This is a genomic window from Kocuria soli, assembly GCF_003797835.1.
GTDB classification, from domain to species: domain Bacteria; phylum Actinomycetota; class Actinomycetes; order Actinomycetales; family Micrococcaceae; genus Kocuria; species Kocuria soli.
Map to the genome: position 1 here is coordinate 73,854 of NZ_RKMF01000002.1, position 24,105 is coordinate 97,958.

A 24,105-nucleotide genomic window follows, 5' to 3' on the forward strand; every position below is an offset into this window, starting at 1 on the left:
TCTCACATGGCCCGTGCGGGCTGCTCATAGTCGGGCTGGTCCTGCACGGGCGGCTCGAACGCGACCTGCCGCGCCGGTCGTTGACGGTCCGGGGATTCCATCTGGGAGCGGCGGCGCGGGGTGCCGACCTGGGTGTTCATGCGGGCGAGGTCGTGTCCGAACCGGCTTGCGATGAACTCCGTCGATTCGACGCCGGTGTTGGGGTTCGTGCTTGTCTGGGTGCGTCCGATCGCGAGGAACCAGTCGCCCTTGGCGAGTTTCACTTCGCCGCTCTCGGCAGCGCCTCGGAACGCCACCACATCGTGGAAGGTCGTGGGGAGCTTGATCCGGGACCCGTCGGCTGCGAAGTCGTGGTGCTCTTGCCCGGCCTTGAAGTACAGACGCTTCTTGCCCTCGCTGCCTGACGGCTGCGGATCGGAAGCGACGAACCCGTAGAAGGCTCTATCCAGTTCCGGGTCCGGGTCGCGTGGCTGCTCGTTCATCGTGTGCTCCTGACGGTCTGCTCAGGCGGCCACCTCTCGTCGGGGCCGCTGGGTCAGGCAGGTGCACCCGTCCTCCCGCGGTGGATCAGTCCCCGTGGGGATCGTGGAGGAGGCGTTCGACCTCGGCCCGGTCGGCCTTCAACGTGGTGCCGTCGGGGCGGTTGGGCCAGGCGCGCAGGTCGGTGATGATCGGCGGCGCGGAGCGGAGTAGGGTGACGGCGGTGCCGAACGGGAGCGTGCGGATTCGGTCTGGTGGGAGGATCGCGACCCTGCGGACGGAGCGCTGGTTGGAGCGGGAGCCGTAGTCGCCGACTGTCGTGGAGTCGGTCAGTTCGTCGCGTTCCCCGATCAGCGTGGAGAGGTCTTGCAGGTCGCGGCTGTTGGAGGCGCCTCCGAGGAGGATCTTCACGATCGAGGCGTCCCAGATCGCCCCGGCCTGGTGCTCGTTCCACTTGTCCCGCGCCTGCGCGAGCGACTGCAACACCGCGAGTGTCGTGATCCCGGTCCCGCCACCCTCGGCCATCAACGTCGGCAGGGACGGCAGAGGCGCGAGGTTCCCGATCTCGTCCAACGCGAGCAGCATCGGCGGGTCGAGGCGGGCGCCGGCGGAGCGGGCCGCGAGGCGGCGGACGGTCTCGACCAGATCCTCCACCAGCGCCGCCACCAGGGCGGCACTGTTCCCGGCCCCGGCACCGGTGGCGAGGAGGAACAGGGTGCCCCGCTGTCGGATGAACGCTTCCGGATCGAACTCCTCGCCCTCTCCCGGGGACACGGCGTCGAGCACCCGGGGGTCTGCGAGGGCTGCGAGTGAGAGGGAGACGCCTTGCCAGATGGAGTCGCGGGTGCGGGGGTCGGCGTCGATCATCGAGGCGAGCGAGTCCGCCCACCCGGTCGCCGCATCCGGATGGTTGGTGAGGATCGCGACCGCATCCGCCGCGCTCGTGGGGTCGAGCGTCCACCGGAACAGCTCAGTCGGGGTGCGCCGGTCGAGGGCGGCGGCGTGGAGCAGCGCTTGGAGCGCGGCGCGGGTTTTCCCTTCCCAGAAGTCACCGCCTTCGACGCCACCCGCGCTGAGGCCGGTGGCCGACGCGAGGCCGGCGGCGCGGATCATCGCGGTCTGCGGCGACTCGCACCCCCGGATCGGCGACCAGCGGAGCCCGGCAGGGAGACCTTCGGCGAGGTGCTGCGGATCGAACACCGCCACCGGTCCGATGCGCTTCCTCGCGCGCAGGCAGGCGGTGACGTTATCGGGACGCGTGCTGGTCGTGACCACCGCGCCAGGGGCATCGAGGATCGCCGGGATCACGAGGAACAGGCCCTTGCCGCTCCTCGGGGCGCCGACGAGGAGGATCGAGTCTTCCACGGAGGCCCAGACCTCGTGTCGGTGCGCGGTGCCGAGCCGGTAACCGACATCACCCGGTACGGGGCTGTCGAGCGTGGGGCGCAGGGTGCTGGCGCGGCGCATCAACGCTTTGGTGGAGGCGGTCTGGGCGATCTCGTGCCGGGTCGCGGTGCCCTCCTGCCGGTGCGGATCCAGTGCGGCCTGCCGCATCGTGCGCCGCAGCAGACCCCACGCCCAGAACCCGGCCGTGACGAGAGCGCCGAGCATGAGAGCGGCGACGACCCAATACACGAACGGGTTCAGGCCGTCCGCGCCGAGCTGCCCGCCAGGATCACCCGGTTTGAAGAACACCGCGACCCCGCCAGCCGCTCCGGCAGTGGGTTGCGGGGCGCCCGTGAGAAACGCCGCCACGCTACCGGAGGCGCGGAGGACGAACGCGACCCCGAGGAGGCCGCCGACGGCGATGAGGATCAGGTTGGTGAGCTCGTCACCCATCGCCCCGCTGCCGCCGGGAAGGCCCTGCGGCCCGATCACGACAAGCTCCGCACAGCGATCGTGCCGGAGACCCGCCCGACCAGCACCACCTCACCCGCCCGCGCCGCCGCGACGACCGCGGGGTCGAGGAGGGCCCGTGCGCGCCCGTCCGGGGTCGCGTCGGTGTGTGCGGCGATGAGGGCGACGGCGACGTCTTCCCCGGCGATGAACCCGTCGCCGCCGTCCACTGATATCGGATCAGCACCCCGCTGACGCTTCACCGCCCGCCGCGGCTCCGACTTCTCCTCGGCCACAGGTTCCGGGGCGGGGCGTTTCGCGGCGGGAAGGATGTCGGTGAACGTGGTGCCGTCGCTCTCGTGGACGGTCACCCGCACGGCGATGGTCCGGTCGCCCGTGGCGTGGTCGATGATCTGCGCGAACATGGCCCGCCGCCACGCGCTCACACCGTCGGGCGGGTCGACGGGGCGGGTGTCGAGGGTGGCGGTGAGGGTGCCGTCGTCGTGCACGTCGAGCACGAGATGCGGCACCGAAACCGGGACAGACGAAGGAACAGCGGCAGAAGCAGGGGCGTGTCTCATGCCGCCAGGTGCACCCACCGCACCCCGGCCTATGTGCGCGCGGCCGCGCGCGAGCTGGTGTCGAAGAGCCGATTTTCGGCGGGATGGAGTTGATGCTGGACCACGTAGGAAGAACCCTTGATCTTCCACAGCCCCTGCCCGACCCCGAGCGTCGGGAGCAGCCCCTGCTCAGTGCCCGTCAGGCCGAGAGCGGCGGAGGTGGGGCCGAGCTGATCGGACTCCTGCCGGTAGATCACCCGCGTCTCCGCATTCGCGAGCAGGCTGTTGGCGAGGCCGCGCATGGCCGATCCCTGATCGCCCACATTGTCGAGATCGCTGATCTTGTGGAAGATCATCGCGTTCGCGATCCCGTACGCCCGCGCGAGCCGCCAGTGCGCATCCATCCGCCGCAACAGCGCGGGCTGGGACATGAGCCGCCAGGCCTCGTCGTAGATGCACCAGCGCTGGCCACCGGCCGGGTCCAGGAGCGCCGCTTCCATCCACGCCGACGAACACGTCATCAGCGCCGAGATCAGCGTGGAATTCTCGGTGACCTGCGACAGATCGAGGGAGATCATCGGCAACGACGGATCGAACACCTCCGTCGACGGCCCGTCGAAGAGCCCGGCAAGATCGCCGTGCACCAGACGACGCAGCGCATGCCCGACCATGCGACCGTCCTCCCGGAGACTGCCGTCGGGGTCGTCGGCGGGATCGAGGAGGTGATCGACGACCATCGGCAGGATCGGCACCGAGTTGTCCCGCATCGTCACCGCCAGCGCCGTATCGATCGCGGTGTGCTCCAAAGGGGACATGGGCCGCGCCAGCACCGTCTCCGTGAGCGCGCCGATCAGGTCACGGCGTCGGGAAATGACCGTCGCGGTCCACTGCTGATCGCTCATCCCGGCCGGCCGGTACCCCTCATCGAGCGGGTTCAACCGGGTCGGGAGGCCGTGGCCGAGCTTGATCGCACGACCCCCAACCGCCTCCGCGACCGCCGTGTGCTCGCCTTTCGGGTCGCCGGGGATGTAGACCCGCCGCTCGAACCCCAACGAGCGGGTGTAGAGCGCTTTCGCGAGCGACGATTTCCCGCTGCCGACGATGCCCGCCACCACCAGGTTCGGGGCGGTGATGATCCCGTTCGCGTACAGCACCCACGGGTCGTAGACGAAGCTGCCGCCCGAGTAGAGGTCCTGGCCGATGAACACGCCCTGGGAGCCGAGGCCGCCTTCGGCGAGGAACGGATACGCACCCGCCAACATGGCGCTGGTGTCCTGGTGCCGCGGCAACCGGAACCGGCCCGGTGACCTGAGCGCGGCGGGGCCGGGTTCGCCGACAGAGGGCAGATACCGGGTCGCCTTCCGCTCCGCACGCTCCGCCGTCTTCTTCGCTTTCGCCTCGGCCATCTCGCGCTGGCGCTGTTCGGCGACGAGCCGGGCGGCGGCCCGCCGGCGCTGCGCGCGCAGACGCCGGCGTTCTTTCGACGGGGCGACAAGGACGGCGGTGTGCAGGCGCTCGGCCTCCGGCTGCCGGGTCACAGCGACAGTCCTCGGTTCTCGGCGACCTCCGCGATCACATCCGGCAGGAACCACGACGCCCCCTCCGGACGCTCCGACCCGCGATGCCGCCCCGCACCCGGCCGGGCAGGAGATGCTTCGGCGGTCGGCCTCTCGGGCTCGGGGTCGGGGGCGTCGATGCGGCGGGACAGGCCGACGTAACCCAGGTCGGGACTGTAGGTGAGGGCGTAATCGCCGTCGGTGACAAGACGATCCGCGGGAGTCTGCGGGGCGGTCTCGTAGACGTACCCGTTCTCCATCGCAGCGCTCACCGTCTCCGCGCCGTAATCCCAGCCGGCGAGGTATGCGATCGCGGCATCCGGACCCTGCCGGTCGATGATCTCCATCACCGGCTCCGCCTCGCTCCCTTGGAGGAACACGACGCTCACCCACCGGTACCGCGGGTCCTCCGGCAGCCAGGCGATCTGCCCGGCCCGGTTCGACGCCCGGTCGAGCACCGTGTCGGCCTGCCCGATGTGCGCCGCCGCTTCGTGGAGCGCGGCGGCGGCCTCGAAGGTGAGCTGGCTGCCCGCCTCCCGGTCACCGGAATCGGTCATCGCTCGCCCGGTGTGCTGCTGCTGGGCGCGGGCGAGCTGGTCGAGCACCTGCGAGAGATTCCGTGTGGTCGCCATGAGTTCGCCGATCACCGGATACAGCACCTCGGGGTTCTCGATGCGCTGGGTGGCGTGGGCGAGCCCGCGGACCGCCTCATATGCTTCGCGGGCATCGGCGGCAGGGTCGTTGAACGTGGGCATGATCAGGTCTCTTTCGATACGCGGGATGGGATCGCGGCAACGCCCCGACCCCGCGGAGGTGAAGAGGGGTCGGGGCGCTGTGCTCCCAGGTGCACCCACCGGCGCACGAACCGCCGGTCAGATGCGGCGTGCCAACGGGAGTGCCGCGGCAGTGAACGCGACGGCCTGCTGACCGGCCAACAGCCGGGTTTCGCAGGAGGCCTGGATCGCGGCCTGCTCGATCGCGGCGACCGCCGTATCCAGCTCCTCCACCGTCGGGGCGGTGACCGCGATCAGGCCGGTGTAACGGAGCACGCCGTGACCGGCGGTGAGGTCGGCTTCCTGGCGGAGCACGTCTTCGTACTCGGCGGTTTGGGAGGCGTCCTGGATCTGCCCGATCCGCCGCCGCTGGGCCTGGTCGGAGATGTGCTCGACTTTCCTCTTGCGGATGTCGCGCACCGCCTGGTCGGTGCGCAGCGGGGTGCAGATCAGCGAGATCGACCGCTGAATCCCCGTCGACAGCGCCACCGGGGCAAGGAATCCTGGGTACACCATGGACCGCGGCCACTCGCTGATCCAGAGGACGGCGTGGTGGCCGGAGTCGGTGCGCAGCCGACCCCACGTCTCGGTCACCGCGACGGGGCCTGCGGTTGCGAGGTCCTGCCCGAGCTGGCCGTGGCGTTCCAGGGTGGGGCCGATCGCGGGGTCGTAGGCCGTGCGCAGCATCACCGCGATCTCACCCGTCGTCAGCCATCCCGACGGGGTGAGGTCCGCGGCCCGGAGCGCGGCGAGCAGGGTTGCCATCTCCTGCCGGAGCACGTTCGCCGCGCCTTTCAGACCGCCGCCGGCGGTGCGGATCTGCCGGGCCGCCGCCCGCATATCCAGCGAGAGTGACAGCGTGGTGGCGTGGCGTTCCCCGGCGGGGCCGGCCCGCTCGATGAGTTCGGCGTAGGTGGTCGAGGCCCAGGAGCCGTCGTGAGTGCCGTGCTCGGCCCACCACTCCGCCAGCCCCTGCCCGGAATCGGGCAGCGTGCGCTCCAACACCTGGAGAGCGCTGATCCGTCCGGAGCGGCAGATCGTGGCAAGCACCCGGCCCCAGGCGGTGACGCGGCGGTTCTGTTCGGACGGATCCAGGAGCACGAACGCCGGATGCGTGACCCGAACCACGACCGTCAAGGTGTTGCCGGTCGGGTCGTGGATCATGCCCGCCCCGGTCTCCGGGTCCGCGTACTCGCGGAGCCGGGCCATGTCACCGGGCAGGGCGAGGGTGCCCGCCGGCCTGGGGGCGACGATTCGTCGCCGGTACAGGAGTTGTCCGCCGGTGGTGCGCCACAGCCACCAGGAGCAGATCGGGAGCCATTCGATCAGTGCTCGCCCGCCGATCCTCACCCAGACGAGGGTGATGGCAAGCAGCCAGATCGGGGCGGAGTAGAGGACGAGGATGCCGCCGCCGGCGTAGAGCGCCCCGACCAGGGACGCCCCGCCGATGCCGAGAGCGATCACCTGCGACAGCGACAGGCCCAGGATGAGGCCACGGCGGGTGAGCCGGGAGAACTTCACCGGGACCAACTCAGCCCCCGTGGTGGTGTCGGTGCGAGACATGAGCTACTCCTTCCCTCCGGTGGGCGGGGCCGGGTTCGGGTCGGGCGGGGTGTTCGGCACCGGAGGCGACGGCGGAGGCGGTGCCCCACGCGAACCTCCGTCGCGGGGGTTGCTGTCACCGGGTGCGGTGGTGCCGGCGTTCTGTGCGCCGCTGGCGGCGGCATCGGCCTGCTGCCCGACCTCGGCGCCGGCCTCCGACCCTGCTTCGGCGGCTTCCTTGACGACGACCGCGCCGACCACGACCGGGGCAGCGGGACCCGCCCCGGCTGCGGCCTCCGTTCCCGCCTCCGCGCCGGCGGCCTCAGTCCCCGCGGGCGGTGGCGTGGTCGGCGGCGTCCCACCGCCACCGCCACCGCCGCCGGAGTCACCGTCGTCGCCTGCGCCGTCGAGGATCTTCTGGGTGCCGTCGGTGTTCGGCTTGGACGGGATCGGGAGAGGCCGGTTCATCGCACTCTTCGCGTCCTGCTCGGCACCCATCGAGTTGTAGAGGTCGAAGCCGATGAAGCTGATCAGCCGGTAAACCATGTACGGCGCAAACGCCGCGATCCCGAGCAGCACGATGCCGGCGATCGGTTCGGTCACCGCGGTCAGTCCCGAGTCAATCGGTGTCGCGACCTGCGTAATCGCCACCAGGAACACCACGACCAGCACGAGCTTGGAGACGATGAGCGCGATCAGGAACGTCGCCCATTTCCCGATCCACCCCTTCGTGACATCCCAAGAGGCACCGGAGAGGGCGAGCGGGGCGAGGACGACGGTGACGAGGATCAAGGCCTTCCGGATCAACAGGGAGAACCAGACGATCCCGATCGCGGCGATCATGAGACCGGCGAGGAAGATCGACACGATCGCACCCACCCCTGGGGCAGCGATGTTCAGCCCGGCCAGCGCCTGGCTGAGGAGCAGGAGTTGGTTGCCCATCGACTCGGTGGTCTCGCCTGCGGCTTGGATGAGGCCGATGCAGAGCTGGTCGACGATCTCCAGCAACACCGTCGTCAGCGTGATGACCACGAACGATCCGAGGATCGACTTTCCCGCCCCGAGCGCGGCGCGGGACAGGGCGGTCGGGTCGCGGTGGATCATCCCGGTGATGAGCTGGAGGAAGAAGAAGATCGCCACGATGAACAAGGCGATCCCGAACAGCAGGTTGTAGACGGACACGAACCCGGGCTGGGTTAGGTCGACCAGGGTGGTGGTGTCGAAGACGGTCCACATGGTCTCCATCAGCCAGGCCGCCGCCCCGGCCATCGAGGAGGCGAGCCAGTCGAACGGGGCGGCGATCAGGGACGCGGTGCCCTCGCCGACCGCATCGCACACGTTGGAGATGACGGGGATGTCGCACACGCTCACGGCAGACCCCTCCTTTCACACGCAGAAGAGATCAGACCTGCTGGCCGACGCCCCAGAAGAAGTTGATGAGCGCGACCGATCCGCCGCAGATGATCGCTGCGCCGCAGGAGATCAGCAGGCCGGTCTTCCCCTTCCCCGCGAGGTGAGGGTTGCTGCTGTTGGAGCCGTAGGCCCAGATGATCGCGGAGATGATCAGCGCGAGGACGGACAGGATGAGGCCGACGGTCATCACGGCGCCGACGATCGTGCGCAGCTGCTCGATGCCCGGAAGCCCGGAGGAGTTGGGGTCGATGTCAATCACGATGAGTGCCCTTTCAGAAGACGGAAGACAGTTCCGACCGCCAGGTGCACCCCGCCCCCATCGGGCACAAAAAGAAGGCCCGCCCCGGGATGCCGAAGCACCCGTGACGAGCCCCGCCGAGCCGCCGCGCGCAGGCCGTTAGAGTTGTCCGCCGATGGTGACGAGCCAGTTCAGCCAGGCGACCCCGGCTCCTGCGAGGACCGCGCCGCCGAGGGCGACGAACACGCCGATGCGGCCCTTTGTCGCGACCTGGTAGTTGCCGTTCGCCGCACCGATGGCCCAGCAGATCGCGGACACGATCAGCATCAGCACCGCCACCACGAGCACGAACATGAGCAGCGCGCCGGCGACCTCACGCAGCTCGCTGATGCCGGAGAGACCGTCGAAATCCGGGAACACGTCCATCACGCCTCACCTACCGGCAGGGTCCGATGATGGAGATGACGGAATAGCCCCGGCCAGGACTGGCCGGGGCTATGTGTGAAGAGGGAGAGGTCCATGCCCGGCAGGTGCGCCGGGCGGCCCAGGGTCAGGTCAGTTCAGCGACGAGGGCGCGGACGCGGTTCTCGATGTCGTCGCGGATCGTGCGCACGGCGTCGAGTCCTTGCCCGGCAGGATCGTCGAGCTGCCAGTCCTCGTAGCGCTTGCCGGGGAAGATCGGGCAGGTATCCCCGCACCCCATCGTGATCACCACATCCGAGGTCTTCACCGCGTCGGGGGTGAGCAGCTTCGGGCGTTCGGCGGTGATGTTGATCCCGACCTCGCGCATAGCTTCGACTACGGCGGGGTTGAGCTGGTCGGCGGGTTCGGAGCCGGCGGAACGGACCTCGATGCGACCCGCCGCCATGCGATTGAGGTAGGCGGCGGCCATCTGCGATCGTCCGGCGTTGTGGACGCAGACGAACAAGACCATCGGGAGCTGCGGGGTGGTCATGATGCCTCGGTTTCTGTCTGGTAGGGGTTGGTGTGGAACCAGCTTCTGGCGGTCCAGAGGGAGACGTAGACGAGGCCGACGAGGACGGGCACCTCGATCAGCGGGCCGACGACCCCGGCGAGGGCTTGGCCGCTGGTGGCGCCGAAGGTGCCGATGGCGACGGCGATGGCGAGCTCGAAGTTGTTGCCTGCCGCGGTGAACGCCAGCGTGGTCGAGCGGGCGTAGCCGAGGCCCAGTGCCTTGCCGAGCAGGAGGCCCGCGAACCACATGAGCGCGAAGTAGACCAGCAGCGGCAGAGCGATCCGGGCGACGTCGAGCGGGTTGGAGGTGATGGCGTCGCCTTGGAGGGCGAACAGCAGCACGATCGTGAACAGCAGCCCATACAGCGCCCACGGCCCGATCTTCGGGATGAAGCGCTCTTCGTACCAGGCCCGGCCGCGGCGTTTCTCGCCGATCCAGCGGGTCGCGAACCCCGCGACCAGGGGCACGCCGAGGAAGACGAGGACGTTGAGGGCGATCTGCCCGACCGAGACGTCCAGGCCTTGGGTGTCGAGGCCGAGCCAGCCGGGGAGGATGGTGAGGTAGAACCAGCCGAGCACCGAGAACATCACGACTTGGAATACGGAGTTGATCGCGACCAGCACGGCGGTGGCTTCCCGGTCGCCGCATGCGAGGTCGTTCCAGATCACGACCATCGCGATGCAGCGGGCCAGGCCGACGATGATGAGGCCCGTGCGGTATTCGGGCAGGTCCGGTAGGAAGAGCCAGGCGAGGGCGAACATGACCGCCGGGCCGAGCAGCCAATTCAGCAGCAGAGACGAGACGAGGAGGCGCTTGTCTCCGGTGACGGCGGCGATCTTGTCGTAGCGGACTTTCGCCAGCACCGGGTACATCATCACCAGCAGTCCCAGGCCGATCGGCACCGAGATCCCGCCGACCTCCATCCGAGCAAGCAGGTCCGAGAGGGCGGGCACGAACCGGCCCAGGAGGAGACCCGCGATCATGGCCAGGCCGATCCAGGCCGGCAGCCACTTGTCCAACGTGGACAGGCGCTTCGCGGCCGGGGCCTGCGTCGGGGTCGCGATGCTGGTGATGTTCTGGGGTGCGGGCATCGTGCTGCTCAGTCTCCTCGTCAGCTCGGGATCAGTTGGCAGGCTTGGTGGCGCGGACGATCGCGGCGTGCATCCCGTCGGCGGCCTCGTGGGTGAACTCCACGCTCGCATCCGCGAAACCACCCTTGGCGAGCCCGTCGAGGTACTCGGTCTTGGAGAGGGCTCCGGCGATGCAGCCGACGTAGGAGCCGCGCTCGGCCCGCTGCTCGGGGGTGAGGCGGTCTTCGGCGACGACATCGGAGACCCCGATCCGCCCACCGGGGGTGAGGACGCGGAACATCTCGGCGAGCACCGCCGGCTTGTCGGTGGACAGGTTGATGACGCAGTTGGAGATCACCACATCCACCGACCCATCGGGCAGCGGCACGTCCTCGATGGTGCCCTTGAGGAACTCGACGTTCTCCGCCCCGGCTTCGGTCTTGTTCTTCTCGGCCAACGCGAGCATCTCGTCGGTCATGTCCACGCCGTAGGCGAACCCGGTCGGGCCGACCCTGCGGGCCGACAAGAGGACGTCGATGCCGCCGCCGGAGCCGAGGTCGAGCACCCGCTCACCCTCATGCAGCTCAGCGACCGCGGTCGGGTTGCCGCAGCCGAGGCTCGCCTCGATCGCTTCGAGGGGCAGGCCGGCGGCGGTCGCCTCGTCATAGAGGCCCGCGCCGAAGCTGCGCTCGGTCGGAGCACAACACGAACCCGAATCGGCCTCCTCCACGGCGGGCGTGCTGGTGCAGCACGAGCCCGCGGGGGTCTCCTCAGCCAGCAAGTCGGCGTTGCGGGTGCCGCGGGTCACGGCGGTCGCGGCCTGCGCGTAGCGGGCGCGGACCTGCTCGCGCAGCTCGGTGTTCTCACTCATGGCGCGCTCCATTCGGTCGGGTGGACTCGTCATCTACGTATTGATGTTCGTCGATGCATCGACAGTTGTCAATGCGTGGCGTAGGATCAGGGCCATGACGACTTCGCTGCCACTGATCGCCGCCGATGCGGGTGGGTGCTGTGCTCCGGTCACGGGCGGGGTGCTCGCGGTCGAGGATGCCCAGCGGTTGGCGCGGATGTTCAAGGCGCTCGGTGACCCGACCCGGGTCCGGTTGTTGTCGATGATCGCGGCGCAGTCCGGCGGGGAGGCGTGCGTGTGCGACCTGACCGAACCGGTCGGGCTCTCCCAGCCCACGGTCTCGCATCACATGAAGCAGCTCGTCGACGCCGGCCTGGTCACCCGCGAGCAGCGCGGCAAGTGGGCCTATTACGCAATCGTGCCCGAGATCCTGTCCATGCTCAGCAGCGCCCTCGACCCGCAGGCCCTGACCGACGGTGGCCCTGCCTCGTCGTGCTGAGACGGGTTCAGCGCGGCAGGGTCGCGTAACGGTTCCAGGAGGCTCCGGCGAGACCGGCCCAGCGGGTCGCGGTGCCGATGCTGACGCCGATCAGTGAGGCGAACACCGCCGGTGGTGTGGTCGAGGCCAGATGCAGCAGGGCGGTGTTCCGGCTTGCTCTGGAAGTCACCCCGAGCTGGTGCATCCGGCGTAGGAGCGAGGCGGGATGCAAGTGGGTGCCGGCGTTCTTGCCGGTGAACAGCCACCGGGAATCAGCCAGCCTGCTCGCCGCCCCGAATGGCTTGGCGACCGGCAAGGCGGTCACCAGCGCATCCAGCGGCGGGATGAGCAACACCGGCTCGGAGCCCAGACGCAGGTAGGTTTCACCATCGCGGACCTCGATGTCACTGGTGATCAGGGCGGTGATCTTCGCGACCGGCTGGGCGTAGAGCAGGATCAGACAGGCTGCGGCACGGTCTTCGATGCTGGCGCTACCGGGCTCGTGTAGCAGCCGGCGAACCAGGGCGAGCTGTTCTTCGGGGTCGACGTCGTGGGCCGGGTCTTTCGCCGGAACCGGCTCAGGGAGCCAGACGTGCCGGAGGTAGCCGCCTCGTTTGAGCCAGCGGACGAACCCGAGGCGGCGGCTCCGGTCGGTGGTAATCCAGGCGTCAAGGTGGTCTTGCGGACAGTCATCGAGGTCGTAGCCGCTGGAGCTGAGATGGTCGAGGAACGCGCGGGCAGTGTCGATGTCGCCCCGGCAGCGGGCGGCCGCGTTCGGCGCGATCCGGTCGTGCCGGTCGGTCTTGGCGCGGCCGACGACGTGCCAGCGGGCGTAGCGGGTGAGCACGCCGCGCATCTCGGGATCGCTCACCTCGGCGACGACGTCTGCGGCGTATCGGTGCAGTCGGGCGGCGTTCTCATCACGAGGCGGCAGGGTGCCCGCGGCGACGAGCATCGCGCGCAGATAGGTCACCGAGAACATCTGTGGCCGCGCATCGAGCGCGTCGTGACTGAGGTCGACCTGGCCGCGGGCGATCGAGGTCAGCAGACGCAAGGATGCCAGATCGTGCCAGTTGGTCAGCAGCGATCGGGGTCGTTCGAGCTCGGTGAGGGCGTCGCGGACGGGTTTCAGTTCTGGCCGGATCACCCCGTCCGGGCCGGTGAGAGCGGCGTCGATCTGCTGGGCTGCTTGGCAAGCGAAACAGCGTGGTCGGCCGTGATTCGTCGTGCGTCGCCCGAGAGCCTGCTGCCCGCAGATAGAGCAGTCGATCACGGGCGCTTGGTAGCAGGTCGGGCAGACGTCCGGGCTGGTCGCGGTGGCTTTCAAGGCGACTCGTTTGAGCCTGCCGCAGACGCCGCAGACCCGGCACGGGTTCCGATAGCAGCGACCGCAGAGGTTCGCCGCGCCGGGTCGCTTCCCGCCAGCTCTGGTCGCCAGCGGGCCGATCATGCCGCACTCGTCGCAGGCATCCTCAGGGTGATGGTCGCGGGCATAGCAGGTCACGCAGACCGCGCCGCCGTCGTCGGTGCGGGCGTTGACCCTGCGCTGGCGTCCGCATCCGGTGCAGGTCTCGATCGGTGACCGGTGAGCGCGGCAGGCGCGGCACTCACCCCGATCCAGCGTGTGGTTCCAGCGCAGAGACTTCAGCCGGCCGCAGCGAAAGCAGATGCCCTGGACGATCGTGTTCGCCACCGGCGCCGGTCATTCGTCCGCAGGGGTGATGACCGCTCGGGTCGGGCGGTTCTTGCTCCCGCCCGTCGGCGGTTTGACCGCACCCGCGGTGCCGGTCTTGCGGCCCCGCCGCGACGCCGACTCGACGTAGGGCTCGATCAGGTCGGCCGGTGTGCAGCCGAATATGTCGCAGAGCGCGGCGAGGAACTGCATGTTCAGCCGCCCGGGTTGGCCGACCACGATCCGGTAGACCTGGGTGGAGGTCATCACCACGCCCCGGTCGGCCAGCAGCGGCACCAGATCGGTCGTGACCTGCATGCCGTGTTCGTTCATCACCTTGCGTAGGTGCCAGTGATAGGCGACGGTCTTCGTCATCGTGATCCTCCCTCGATCGCTGTCGGTGGGGTGAACGCGCCGTCGAGAGCGCGGCGCAGGGTGCGGTTGCGGTAGTCACCGGAGACCCCGGTGTAGAGGGCGGTGGTCGAGCCCCAGCGGTGCCCGACCTGCTGCTGGACGAACAACGGGTCGTAGCCGTCCTCGATCAGATGCGTCACATACGAGTGCCGCAAGCAGTGCGGGTGCAGCAACGGGTCCAGGCCGAGATCATCGCGCCACTCGGCGAACCGGTCGTCGATGTGCTTGAGCCGGATGCGCCCTTGTCGCTCGGTCGGCCACAGGATCGTCTTGTCGGCAAGGTCGAACCGAGGCCGAACCTCGCTCACGTACTCCTCGATCACCGGCCGGGTCCACCCGAACACGGCCAGCACCGCCCGGCGGCGCGGCTGCGAGCCGCGCATCGCTTTGCCCCAGCGGACGTTGCAGACCCCGAACCGGCCGAACTCCCAGCCCTGCGGGTTGCGGGTGAAGTCCGGCAGATCGAGCATCGCTGCCTCGCGCCGACGCAACCCGAACGCATAGATCATCTTGAACAGCGTGGCGTCGCGGAACAGCGTCAGCCATCCCTTGCGCTTGGAGGAGCGGGCCTGATCCACCAGGTCATCGGCGTAGTCGAAGAACATCTGCAGCTCATCCCGCGAGAGCGGTCGCACGTCCGGCCGTGCCTCGTGGTCGCTGGTATGGATGACCGTGTTCCACTCGTGGCAGACCTGCACCGGATGCGTGTCGAACAGATCGACGCAGCGATCGACCCAGCCGTAGCGGTGATCGACCAGGTAGTCGCAGAACAGCGCCACGGAGTTCTGATAGGCCCGCACCGTCGACACAGACAGCGGCCGCGGTCCGGAGACGAGCGAGGTTGTCCATTCCTCCACGTCAGCCGGTGACCACTCCCACGGCGGGGCGTTGCAGAAGTCCGCGAACCGGCGTACCTGCGAGGCCCTGGTCTTGATGGTTTGCACCGCGAGCATCCGCGAGGTCTGCTGTGCCGACCAGCCCGCCACCATCTCATCGAAGAACTGCTCCGCCGGCCGCAAAAGCGACACGTTGCCAGACGACAAGACCCCCGTGCCGGGTACCTGATCGTCTGAGAACACCATGCCACGACCTTACATTAAATGTAAGAATCATGCATCAGATGTAAGATGAGTAGCGAAACCCCTGGTCAGGCGGCGGTGACGCTGCTAGGTTGGAGACGGCTTTGGTTCCGCGGAACAGCGTGATTCCGGCTTACATCTAAGGTACGAATCTTACATTAGATGTAACTTCGGACCTTACGCTTTCACGGTGATGTGGAGGTGGTCGTAGTGGCCGCCGGTGACATCGGTAGGGTCGTGCATCCCGCCGCCGGTGTAGTCGCGCCATCCCTCGTCGGCGCGGGCGAGGGACCAGATCTTGCCCTGCCAGATCAGGTACTCCACCCCCAGCACCTCGGCGTGGTCTTTCAGCCAGTTCGTGACCTGCCACCCGTACTCGCGCTGCCCGGGGGTCGGATGCTGGCCGATCGCGTTCCCGAACGCCACATCACACGCGCGACCGATCGGATGCTCCGACTTCGAGCCGGGCCGGGGCGAGTAGCACGCCCACGTCGACTCCGGAAACCCCGTAGAGGTCTGTTCGTAGACGCTGAGCATCCGCACCGTGATCTGCCCATCCGACGTCGGATCGTCCACCAGCTCATCCGGGTCGCCCTCCACCGGCACCGGATCACCCGGCGCCCCAGTTCCGGTGTCACAGTCTTCGGACCCGGCCGGCGGCACGTCGGCTTCGGGGAGGTCGGCGGCGTCATGGTCGTTGAGCCACTTCGCGGGGTCGATGTACTCGCCGTCGGTGCCACCCTGACGGACCTCGAAATGCAGATGCGGCCCCGTCGACATGCCGCTGGAGCCGACGTCGGCGATGTGCTGCCCGGCCCGCACCTGGTCGCCGGCCTGGACATGGATACCGTCCTCCCACGAATGCGCATACGCCGTCGCGACCGTCTGCCCGCCGAGCTGGTGTTCGATGACGATGAGGCCGCCGTACCCACCGGAAAACTCCGACACCGTCACCGTGCCGTCGGCGGCGGCCAGGATCGGCGTCCCATCGGGCGCTGAAAAATCCGCGCCCGTGTGGAAGGACTCTTCCTCGCCGGTGATCGGGTGCGTGCGCGGTCCGAACGGGCTGGTGGCCACCCAGGTTCCCTCGGGCAGCGGGAACACCACCCGCGACGACTCTGTCACCGGCCCCGCGGCGAGCACCGGTATCGGGTCGGCTGTCACAGGGCCGCCCGCGCCAGTGCTGGTGAGGGTGGTGAGGATCTGTTCGGCGACGGGTTCGTAGTTGTCGTACCGCTCCGGATACGCGCTCACTTCCACGGCCTGGGCGGCTTCGCCCTTGCCCATCTGCTCCCACCCCGGAATATCCAGCAGCCCGCGCGGCGAGCCCTGATTCGGGCCGCCGGGACCGCCGTAGAACGCGGCGGCTTGGTAGTCGGGGTCCATGAGTTCGGCGACCGTGCCCCACCCCGCCTGCGGGCGCATCTGGAACAACCCCAGGCTGTCGTTGTCCGACCCGTTGCCGTCGTTGGGATAGTCACCGCTCTCGGGATAGACGCTCGTGTTGGCGAGCATCCGCATGCGCGACTCCGTGAGCGCGGCCATCAGCGCGACCAGGATGCCGTCGCGCCCCACCCCCTCGATGCCCGATCCGGTCTCGATGATCGTCGCCGCGTGGGTGAGCTCGGCACGGCCGAGCGTGATCGTCTCCCCATTCCACGTCGTCGCCGTCAACTCCTCCGGCACATTCCCGACCTGGAACCCGCCGGCGGGGGCGGCGCAGGAGACGGTGGCCGGGTTCATGAGCAGCCCGACCGACACCAGCCCGACCAAAGGGGCCAGCAGGACGAGGGCGGCGACTGCCGCGATGACCTTCCGCATCATGGCCTGCCCGTTAGCGGAGGGGCTGGTCGAGGATCGACAGCCGCAGCAGGTGGCAGGGGTCGCCGTCGGGCGGGCAGGTCAGGAAGATCGTGAACGCCACCTCATGCGCGCTCGTCGTGGGTTCGTCGTTCCAGACCCCGGCGCGGTGGCGGATGCCCTCGATCGTGTACGCGGTCGTGCCCGGCTGCAGCTGCCCCGGCTGCGCCTGCTCCACGGCGTCCGCCCACGCCTCGGGCACGAACACTCCTGTGATCTCCAGATGCTGGGTCGTGCCGTATTTGCGGAGTTCGGTCCAGGTGTCGCGGGTCGGGAGGTAGCCGGCGATATCGGAGGCGAGGCCGGCCTGCTCGATCCCGGTCGGGTCTGCGACCTCCAGCAGCACGCTCGTGTAGTCCAACGGCATCAACCCGCTGGCGGTATCCCACGCGAACAGGGCCGTCGCGACGGAGCGGGCGAACTCCTCCGGATCATCCGTCTCCAGGATCGGGGCCAGCTCGCGCGGGTCGCCGCCGGGAGTGACCGGCGCGGATGGCGACGGCGTGGCGGGCGGTGGGTCGGGAGTGCGGGGGCCGGTGACCAGGCCGTAGACGCCGACACCGACGAGGATCAGCACGAGGGCGGCGGCCGTGACGATCACGACCAGGCGGCGACGGGAACGAGAAGCATCTGTCGGGTTCATGCCACCAGGTGCACCAGACACACCTCCGCCCCGACACCCACGAAGGGTCCGGGGCGGCGAACAACCAGAGAGGTCAGAGGGCGCGTAGGTGTCGCACCTCGCCCTCCCCATCCGCAACTTCGGCGGGATCGGCATCATCGCTGGGCTCGGTGCTCCGCGCCGTGGAGAGAGCGGCGGCGAACGCGGTCGTGCCGGCGGCGATCGTCAAGAACATCTCGATCTGCTCATCGGTGAGCTCTCGTGCGAGCTGGGTGGGGTCGTAGTGCGTCCACCAGTCGGTGAGTTCGCCCCAGATCACCAGGAACGACCGGGTGGTCCACACCGTCGGCCCCGCCACCGGAGCCGGTGCGGTCTTGCGGCGCTGCGGCTTGGACTTGGCGCGGGCGATCGCGGCTTTCGCCAGCTCGTCCAACTGCGCATCCCGCGACGCCCCCGGGTCACCGATCAGGCTCCGGACTTCTTCGAAGATCGGGTGCACCGGTGCGCCCGTCTCGATCCGTGCGAGCGCGTCCGAGACCTGGCTGCGGGTGTCGTCGGGGAGGTCGTCGCGGGCGGCGGCCTGCTGGACGTACTCGATCTTGTCCAACGTCCGGTACGACGCGGCGCCGGGGATCATCGCCGCCGCCTGCTGCCTCGCCTCACCCGCAGGTGACGAGGACGGTGCCGGAAAATTTCCGCCACCGTCCCCTTCCTCCTCGGGCTGGCGGTCGGTAGAGAACCGCGAGGCTTCCTGCCGGCGTGCGGCGTCCTCGGCGAGGAGGGCTTTGAGTTCGCGGTAGAGGGCGGCGGCTTCCAGCGGGGTGAGGTCTTTGTGGAGCAGGTTGTCGTCCTGCTCCGCGAGGAGATGCCCGAGCCGGGTCGAGATCCCTTGCCGCACCCAGACGTTCACCACTCGCCAGTTCAGCTTCTGGATCGCGGCGAGCCTGCGCCTGCCGCAGACGAGTACCCCGTCCGGGGTGATCGTCGGGGGCTGGAGCAGTCCGTCGCGGTCGATGGACGCGGCCAGGGCGTCGATGTCGCCCAGGTCGGTGCGGTGCCGGGTGCCGATGATGATCGAGGACACCGCCCGCTCAAACTCGATATGCCCGCCAGTCATCGCCCACCACCGTGTTTCGGGGCCGCCAACGAAACGGTGAGCACGAGGTCGTCGTCGTGCAGCAGCACCGGCAACGTCTCACCGATCAGCAGGCGCAGCAGGATGCCCCGACCCGCGCTCGTCACGGACACTCCCGGGGCGGGGTTGCCGAGCAGGACCCGCAGCAACGCGGTCCATGAGGTGCCGGGGAGGTCGAGCAGGGCGCGGGAGTGCTGGTCGCGGCGCAGCACCTCGAACGCCGACTGCCGCGACCCCGCCCGAGCCAGCGCCTGGCAGACGTGCTCGACCGCTGCGCGGGCAGTCTGCGGCGGCCACCCCAGCACGGTGATGAACGCGATCGCATCCTCCACCGCACTCAACGCCGAAGGCCGCACCCCGGTCGGCTCCGCCGCCTCCGGCCGCGACTCCTCGTCATCGTTTCCGGGGTCGGGGTCGGGGTCGGTGGTGTGGAACGCGGGATGGTAGTCATCGAGGGGGTTCTCGCGGTCGGAGAGGCGTTCGGCGTCGTGGAAGACCGAGTAGTGCGGGCGGCGGGCCTGATGCGTCGAGCACAGCAGGCCTTGGCCGCGTTCCTCGGCGATGCAGGTGATCCGCACCGCGTGCGTGACCACCGCCCACGGGTCCTCCGCCTCCCGCGCCGAGCGGGTGCGCATCACATCGAACGCCGCAGACGCCGCCTCCCACGGATCCAGCCCATGCTTCCTCGCCAGAGCCGCGTACTTGTCGGCCGCGTAGGTCATGAGCCGTGCGGCGGTCGGGTCGGTGCGCCACGCGCCCGGCCCGTCCTTGTGCAGCCGGCCCAGCAGAGCGCGGAGCCCTTCACCGGTCGTGTAGTCCTCGCCGCCCGGATCGGCGGTCATCGTGTGCGGAATCATCACGGCACCTCCTGGCAGACAGATGCACCGCGCCTCCCACGACAGGGTGGGCGGTCAGGGAAAGCACCTCGGATCGTGTGCATGATCGATCACCCCTCCTCATTCCCGGCTCAGGCTTCGCGTCTCGACCGCGGGCTCTTCCCGGCCGAACGCGGACAGCGGCGGCAACCGCTTCGCGGACGCGACGAGGTGCTTGGCACCTGCGGCGATACCGGCCCGGGCGCGGTGGGAGAGGTCGGCTTGGAGATCGATCCCGCGCCGCGACAGGGCGCCGCCGGCGCGCGACATCAGTTCCGAGGGGCGCACCCAGTCGACCCCACGGGTCGGCTTCTCCGTGTCGAGCTCGGCTTGCTGGTCGCGGTCGACGTCGGCGGCCTGGATCGCCTCCGGAGCCATCCCCGCCGACGTCTCGGGCCGCTCCGGCGTCGGGGACGGATCCGGCGGCCGCTGCTGGTGCGGGTCGTGCGGATGCTGTTCGGCGTTCATGATGATTCCTCCTCGGAGCGATCGGATGGGATGCCGACCCCTGTCGGGTCGGACGACTCAGACGACCCCTGCGAATCGGGGTCGAGTTCGGGGTCAGGTGGGCGCGGCAGCCACCGGCCCACGGTCGAGGGATGCACGCCCATGGCGCGGGGGATCTGCTTGTTCGACCACCCCTCACCCCGCAACCGCGCCGCACGCTCACGCCGCCCCACACCGACCTCCACCGCCGGCGGCGCATCGGCCTCGGATAGCTCGGGAGCGACCGGCTCAGACGGAACAGAATCAGGCGCGACAGAGGCGGCGAGCTCCTCCGTCTCCGGTGGCTCCAGCAGCGTCAGCGCTTCCGGAGTCGACAGGTGGGGAGCCTCGTCCTCGGAACTGGTCGCCCGGAGCAGCACCGGTGCCGACTGTTCGGCGGTCGATGTCTCGGCCATACGGGTGGAGCGGATCAGGACGACCGTGAGGTGGGTGGATGCCAGGAGCACCAGGGGTGGGACTGCGGCGACCGTCGCGGCGAGGACGCCGGGCACGGTCGCCTCGGCGGTGACGAGGGCGTGGGCGGCGTTCGCGGTCACCGACACCATGGCTCCGGCGATCAGCAGCGCCCAGGGATACCAGGCCGTCCGGTGTCCGTCGAGGGCGACGACGGCGACCGTGGCGACCACGATCAGCCCGTCCACCAGCAGCGGCCAGATCCACGCCTGCCTGGCCGCGATGCCCGACCACATGGCGAGATCGGCCAGCGCGGTGAAGCTCAACCAGAACGCCCCCGCACCGATGAGCACGGTGCCCGACGCGGCCGTGACCACCGCCCACCCGCGACGCTGCACCGGGTTCATCGCAGCCCCCTCGACGGGACACGACCCTCAGGCGCCACATCGAGATCACGGGCGGGACCGGCTCGTGCCGCGTCGGCTCCTCTGGGGCGGGGTGTGTCGCCGTGGATGCGTTTGTAGCCGGAGGTGACGGTGCGGGCGATCTCGTGCTGCCCGAAGTCGGGCTGGGAGACGGTGAGCATCGCATCGAGCGCATCCCGGTAGGGCACGCCCTCCTCGGCGAGCACGCAGGACGCCCAGAACAACTTGTGATTGCGATCCGTGCGCTCCTCGCCCAGCCACTGCGCCAGCTTCATCGGATCAGTCCGCCCCGGCGAGTGGCCCCGCTCGGGAAGCTGGCGCGGCGGACGCGGCGGGTTAAGAAACGTCCGCAGCGCTGACGCATCCAATGCCCGGCCTGGTGTCGGACTCAGCGACGCCAGGCGATACAGGCTCGTCTCGCCGTCGATGATGCGGCGTGAGGGCGGCACGATATGTACCCGCGATCCCCACGGAAGTCGATCCCCGCACGCCCGGCCTGCCACGACGGCTGCTCACTGCCACCGGCCGGGTAGTAGACGTGCAGGCCACCGGTCGGTGAGCGCACTAGCGCCTCCCACCCATTCACCAGCCCGGCCCGGCGCGCTTGGCGGAAGGCATCGTAGCCGTTGACGCCGTGCACATCGACGTCCACGACCACCACGCCGGAGGCGACACCGGTGGGCATTCCGATGTTCGCTGCCGGGAACCGTCGCCACCACGACTCCACCTGCCCGAGGCTCGTGGTGGCGTCGTGGAAGCCATGCGCGGTGATCGGCTGCTTGCCGCCCGGCGCGCACGGGAACACCGGCACCCCCGCCTGGGCGAACAGGCGCGCAGCCACCGGCAACGACGCGTCCTCACCGAACCCGGCGAGGGCGGTGGTGAACGCGGTCCGGGCAGCCATCACAGCCCCCGTGCACGCGCCGGCTCCGGGGCTCGGCTGTGCTCTGGTTCGGCCACGGTCGCGGCGGTGCGATCCTTCGATCGCGCAGGCCGTGGCGCATCACGGTCAAGGCCCGGCGGAGTGCCGTCGGGCACCTGAGCGGTGTCGAGCTGGTCGAGGATCCCCGCGGCGGTCTTTCGCACCCGCTCGCCGGTGGCTTTGACGACCTCGACGGGTTCCTTGCCGTCGACGTTCGCCGCCCACCCGGCCACGTACGGGATCGTGTACCCGGTGGTGTCCATTCCGTGGGCGGCGCCGATCATCAGCGCGACGGACTCGGCTTCGACCTCGCCGATCCCGCGATGCTGGCGGGCATCCTCCTGGTCGGGGTCGTGCATCAGCACATGCGCAAGCTCATGAGCGAGGGTTTTGACCTGGGCGGCGGGGTCCATGTTCTCCCGCACCGCGACCGTCTTCGCCTCGAAATCAGTCAGACCGTTCGCGCCGTGGATCATGCCCTCATGCGGCACTCGCATCAGCTCGTACCCTGCCGCCCGTACCTGCTGCGCGAGCCCGTCCCAGAGCCCGTCGGGTGCATCGCCCGCCAGCAGCACCGGAGACGGCGGTTCCGGGATCGGCTCCCCGGCGGTCTGGGAGACGTCCCAGACGTAGGCGGGGCGCACGCCGACCATCCGCGAGCGCACCACCTCGCCCGGCTTCGGCTTCTCACCCCGATTCAGCCCGTACCAGGACGCCGGGTCCGAGGGGTTCGCGGACGCGAACCTCCCCGTGACGGGGGCGAGGATCTGATATCCGGGCTGGCCTTTCTCGACCTGCCGGCCGAGCTGCTGCCACTGCTTGTACCCGGCGACATAGGTCGGGAACGGCTCGGGCACCCGGCCCTGCTCGAACGCCGCCTGATGCTGCTCCCAGATCAGCAGGACGTTGTTGAACGAGCGAGACCGGAACCGGGCGGCGAAACGCAACGCGTCAGCCCAGTCCTCACCCGTGACGAGCCGCTCGACCGCACCGGTCAGCTTCTCGTGCAGCTCGTCGAGCTTCTCTTCCCGCTTCTGGCGGGCCTCTTCCCTCGTCGCCATGGTCTGGCCTCCTCCCGGTAGACCAGCCACCCGGGGTGTTGGTGGCTGGTCCTGCACCTGCGAGGTGAGCCAGGTGCATCCGGAGAGTGTCGAGACGGTCAGCGAACAGTGGAGCGGTAAGTTGGCCGACAGGAACGCGGAGGCACCTGACGTAGAACAACGGCCTACCAGCAAACCCGCGCCCGCGGGCGCGTCGCCCCGGGATGGAGTCGTTTAGGTGAGCACCGATGTCTCATTCGTGTGCATGCTGCTGCCCGCTGAGCGCATCGCTCGGTACCGGCTCGGCGTGATCCCGACGCACTCGCGAAACGCCGCCGACGCACGGTTGCGAGAGCGCCACCCGACCCGTCGCCCAGCTTGCGCGATCGTCAGATCTGTCTCGCGCAGCAGACGGGCCATCTCCTCGACCCGCAGCATAGTCAGATACGTCAACGGCGTTTTCCCGTAGGCATCCACGAACACTCGACCGAGTTGCTTCGTCGACAGATGCACCATCCTAGACAACTCCGGCAGCTCCCAGCACCGTGCGATGTCACTGCGCAGGACATCGCGAACCTGCCTGGCTTCGGCCCGCAGCGGCGCAAACCGCCGATAACGGGGCAGGGTCGGTCTGACCCGTGCACGCTGGTTCGGCGAGGTCCGACACGGCGAGATACGTATGAACGGGGCAACCTGGTCGATGACTGCATGCCACAACGCCTGCATCCGATGGAACCGATCCCGGTAGGCACCATCGACGCTGAGCGCGACGAGCTCATCCAACCAGGGCAACAACAACCCTGAGCGGTCTTCCCCGAGGTGTAGCACCTGGGCGGGTTCGGTGTAGATCGTGTCGGCGAATCCCTGGGCGTCGAAACGATCGCGGAGCACATCGGCGTATTGCCAGAACAACTGGTCCAGCAGGAAGTCGGTGTCAGCGTAGAGCGTCGTGATGGTGATATGCCCCTCGGGCTCGCTGCCGCACAGCACGTTGGCTCCGAGGAGAATGACGTCGCCGGACTTGACGGGCTGCTCGCCAAACTCACTGAACAGGATGGCTGACCCGGAGCGGACAACGATGAGCTTCACGCAGTCGTATGCGAGCGGGCCAATTGGGTGATGGATCGTGCGTGTCCGGGCGATCAAGGGGTCGTAAAACGCCATATCGGCCCCAGCGATCTTGTGCGGCCTGGAGCGGGGGCAGCACCGACGGCTATCGGCGACTCTCGGTTTGAGGAGACCGGGGCGGAGGTTCCGTGCTCCCGCGTGCGCCTGGTCGATGGAAGTATGGAACCGTATACCGTTCGGCGGCATTGGCGTAACGGTCGGGGTCGAACAGCGGTCGTCGGGATCAGTGCCGGATACCGCAGTGTGATCTCCACGATGGTC

At 69.1% G+C, this 24,105-nt stretch carries 26 protein-coding genes; 1 reads left to right on the forward strand and 25 read right to left on the reverse strand.

Going from position 1 to position 24,105, the window contains the following annotated elements; genetic code table 11:
• Positions 1-2 precede the first annotated feature (2 nt).
• The 12 genes from EDL96_RS01890 to arsM form a co-directional block, all read right to left on the reverse strand.
• Positions 3-482, reverse strand: coding sequence for a single-stranded DNA-binding protein (locus EDL96_RS01890; RefSeq protein ID WP_094429406.1), 480 nt, complete (start codon positions 480-482; stop codon positions 3-5).
• An 85-nt stretch (positions 483-567) separates the two neighbouring features.
• A complete protein-coding gene (locus EDL96_RS01895) occupies positions 568-2,319 on the reverse strand; it encodes a type IV secretory system conjugative DNA transfer family protein (protein WP_094429702.1) in 1,752 nt (583 codons plus the stop codon).
• Between the two features lie 35 nt (positions 2,320-2,354).
• Complete coding sequence (locus tag EDL96_RS01900; RefSeq protein ID WP_233568609.1) at positions 2,355-2,834, reverse strand: hypothetical protein; 480 nt, start codon at positions 2,832-2,834, stop codon at positions 2,355-2,357.
• A 92-nt stretch (positions 2,835-2,926) separates the two neighbouring features.
• On the reverse strand, positions 2,927-4,414 hold the full coding sequence (locus EDL96_RS01905; RefSeq protein ID WP_123823912.1) for an ATP-binding protein: 1,488 nt from the start codon (positions 4,412-4,414) through the stop codon (positions 2,927-2,929).
• A complete protein-coding gene (locus EDL96_RS01910) occupies positions 4,411-5,187 on the reverse strand; it encodes a hypothetical protein (protein ID WP_123823915.1) in 777 nt (258 codons plus the stop codon). Before EDL96_RS01910 ends, EDL96_RS01905 begins: the two co-directional genes overlap by 4 nt.
• A gap of 117 nt (positions 5,188-5,304) precedes the next feature.
• Positions 5,305-6,768: an SCO6880 family protein gene (locus EDL96_RS01915; protein ID WP_094429402.1), complete on the reverse strand. Its 1,464-nt coding sequence runs from the start codon at positions 6,766-6,768 to the stop codon at positions 5,305-5,307.
• A 3-nt stretch (positions 6,769-6,771) separates the two neighbouring features.
• The gene (locus EDL96_RS01920) at positions 6,772-8,118 is read right to left on the reverse strand and encodes a conjugal transfer protein TrbL (protein ID WP_094429401.1); all 1,347 of its coding nucleotides are present in this window, start codon (positions 8,116-8,118) and stop codon (positions 6,772-6,774) included.
• A gap of 31 nt (positions 8,119-8,149) precedes the next feature.
• Positions 8,150-8,419, reverse strand: coding sequence for a DUF6112 family protein (locus tag EDL96_RS01925; protein WP_094429400.1), 270 nt, complete (start codon positions 8,417-8,419; stop codon positions 8,150-8,152).
• A 138-nt stretch (positions 8,420-8,557) separates the two neighbouring features.
• Complete coding sequence (locus EDL96_RS01930; RefSeq protein ID WP_094429399.1) at positions 8,558-8,824, reverse strand: DUF6112 family protein; 267 nt, start codon at positions 8,822-8,824, stop codon at positions 8,558-8,560.
• Positions 8,825-8,948: 124 nt separating this feature from the next.
• Positions 8,949-9,353 carry an arsenate reductase ArsC gene (locus tag EDL96_RS01935; RefSeq protein ID WP_123823918.1) on the reverse strand — a complete coding sequence of 135 codons (405 nt, stop codon included), beginning with the start codon at positions 9,351-9,353 and terminating at the stop codon, positions 8,949-8,951.
• The gene (gene arsB, locus EDL96_RS01940; RefSeq protein ID WP_094364330.1) at positions 9,350-10,465 is read right to left on the reverse strand and encodes an ACR3 family arsenite efflux transporter; all 1,116 of its coding nucleotides are present in this window, start codon (positions 10,463-10,465) and stop codon (positions 9,350-9,352) included. The genes EDL96_RS01935 and arsB overlap by 4 nt, the downstream gene beginning before the upstream one ends.
• Before the next feature lie 31 nt (positions 10,466-10,496).
• Entirely contained in the window at positions 10,497-11,315 is an 819-nt protein-coding gene (arsM, locus tag EDL96_RS01945) for an arsenite methyltransferase (protein WP_094364498.1), read from the reverse strand.
• 94 nt (positions 11,316-11,409) lie between these two features.
• On the opposite strand from arsM, the gene EDL96_RS01950 reads away from it, so the two are divergent.
• Positions 11,410-11,793 carry an ArsR/SmtB family transcription factor gene (locus EDL96_RS01950; RefSeq protein WP_094429398.1) on the forward strand — a complete coding sequence of 128 codons (384 nt, stop codon included), beginning with the start codon at positions 11,410-11,412 and terminating at the stop codon, positions 11,791-11,793.
• Between the two features lie 7 nt (positions 11,794-11,800).
• Here EDL96_RS01950 and EDL96_RS01955 read toward each other — a convergent pair whose 3' ends face one another.
• The 13 genes from EDL96_RS01955 to EDL96_RS02010 all read right to left on the reverse strand — a co-directional run bounded on the left by EDL96_RS01955 (position 11,801) and on the right by EDL96_RS02010 (position 23,805).
• Complete coding sequence (locus tag EDL96_RS01955) at positions 11,801-13,465, reverse strand: hypothetical protein (protein WP_094364328.1); 1,665 nt, start codon at positions 13,463-13,465, stop codon at positions 11,801-11,803.
• A 9-nt stretch (positions 13,466-13,474) separates the two neighbouring features.
• Complete coding sequence (locus EDL96_RS01960; RefSeq protein WP_123823921.1) at positions 13,475-13,819, reverse strand: helix-turn-helix domain-containing protein; 345 nt, start codon at positions 13,817-13,819, stop codon at positions 13,475-13,477.
• A complete protein-coding gene (locus tag EDL96_RS01965; RefSeq protein ID WP_229119377.1) occupies positions 13,816-14,886 on the reverse strand; it encodes a tyrosine-type recombinase/integrase in 1,071 nt (356 codons plus the stop codon). The genes EDL96_RS01960 and EDL96_RS01965 overlap by 4 nt, the downstream gene beginning before the upstream one ends.
• A gap of 228 nt (positions 14,887-15,114) precedes the next feature.
• Positions 15,115-16,761 (reverse strand): M23 family metallopeptidase, encoded by a 1,647-nt coding sequence (locus EDL96_RS01970; protein WP_123823924.1) that lies wholly within the window; start codon positions 16,759-16,761, stop codon positions 15,115-15,117.
• 10 nt (positions 16,762-16,771) lie between these two features.
• The gene (locus EDL96_RS01975) at positions 16,772-17,440 is read right to left on the reverse strand and encodes a hypothetical protein (RefSeq protein ID WP_094429394.1); all 669 of its coding nucleotides are present in this window, start codon (positions 17,438-17,440) and stop codon (positions 16,772-16,774) included.
• Between the two features lie 73 nt (positions 17,441-17,513).
• Positions 17,514-18,536 (reverse strand): ParB N-terminal domain-containing protein, encoded by a 1,023-nt coding sequence (locus tag EDL96_RS01980; protein WP_123823927.1) that lies wholly within the window; start codon positions 18,534-18,536, stop codon positions 17,514-17,516.
• Positions 18,533-19,411, reverse strand: a complete 879-nt coding sequence (locus EDL96_RS01985) for a hypothetical protein (protein WP_123824271.1) — start codon at positions 19,409-19,411, stop codon at positions 18,533-18,535. The genes EDL96_RS01980 and EDL96_RS01985 overlap by 4 nt, the downstream gene beginning before the upstream one ends.
• A 99-nt stretch (positions 19,412-19,510) precedes the next feature.
• The gene (locus tag EDL96_RS01990) at positions 19,511-19,897 is read right to left on the reverse strand and encodes a hypothetical protein (RefSeq protein ID WP_094429391.1); all 387 of its coding nucleotides are present in this window, start codon (positions 19,895-19,897) and stop codon (positions 19,511-19,513) included.
• Complete coding sequence (locus EDL96_RS01995; protein ID WP_199732511.1) at positions 19,894-20,736, reverse strand: DUF2637 domain-containing protein; 843 nt, start codon at positions 20,734-20,736, stop codon at positions 19,894-19,896. The genes EDL96_RS01990 and EDL96_RS01995 overlap by 4 nt, the downstream gene beginning before the upstream one ends.
• The gene (locus EDL96_RS13545; RefSeq protein WP_233568610.1) at positions 20,733-21,029 is read right to left on the reverse strand and encodes a primase C-terminal domain-containing protein; all 297 of its coding nucleotides are present in this window, start codon (positions 21,027-21,029) and stop codon (positions 20,733-20,735) included. The genes EDL96_RS01995 and EDL96_RS13545 overlap by 4 nt, the downstream gene beginning before the upstream one ends.
• A gap of 113 nt (positions 21,030-21,142) precedes the next feature.
• Positions 21,143-21,658 (reverse strand): bifunctional DNA primase/polymerase, encoded by a 516-nt coding sequence (locus EDL96_RS13550; protein ID WP_233568611.1) that lies wholly within the window; start codon positions 21,656-21,658, stop codon positions 21,143-21,145.
• Entirely contained in the window at positions 21,658-22,737 is a 1,080-nt protein-coding gene (locus tag EDL96_RS02005) for an ArdC-like ssDNA-binding domain-containing protein (protein WP_094429389.1), read from the reverse strand. Before EDL96_RS02005 ends, EDL96_RS13550 begins: the two co-directional genes overlap by 1 nt.
• A 213-nt stretch (positions 22,738-22,950) precedes the next feature.
• The gene (locus EDL96_RS02010) at positions 22,951-23,805 is read right to left on the reverse strand and encodes a helix-turn-helix domain-containing protein (protein ID WP_233568612.1); all 855 of its coding nucleotides are present in this window, start codon (positions 23,803-23,805) and stop codon (positions 22,951-22,953) included.
• Between the last annotated feature and the right edge of the window lie 300 nt (positions 23,806-24,105).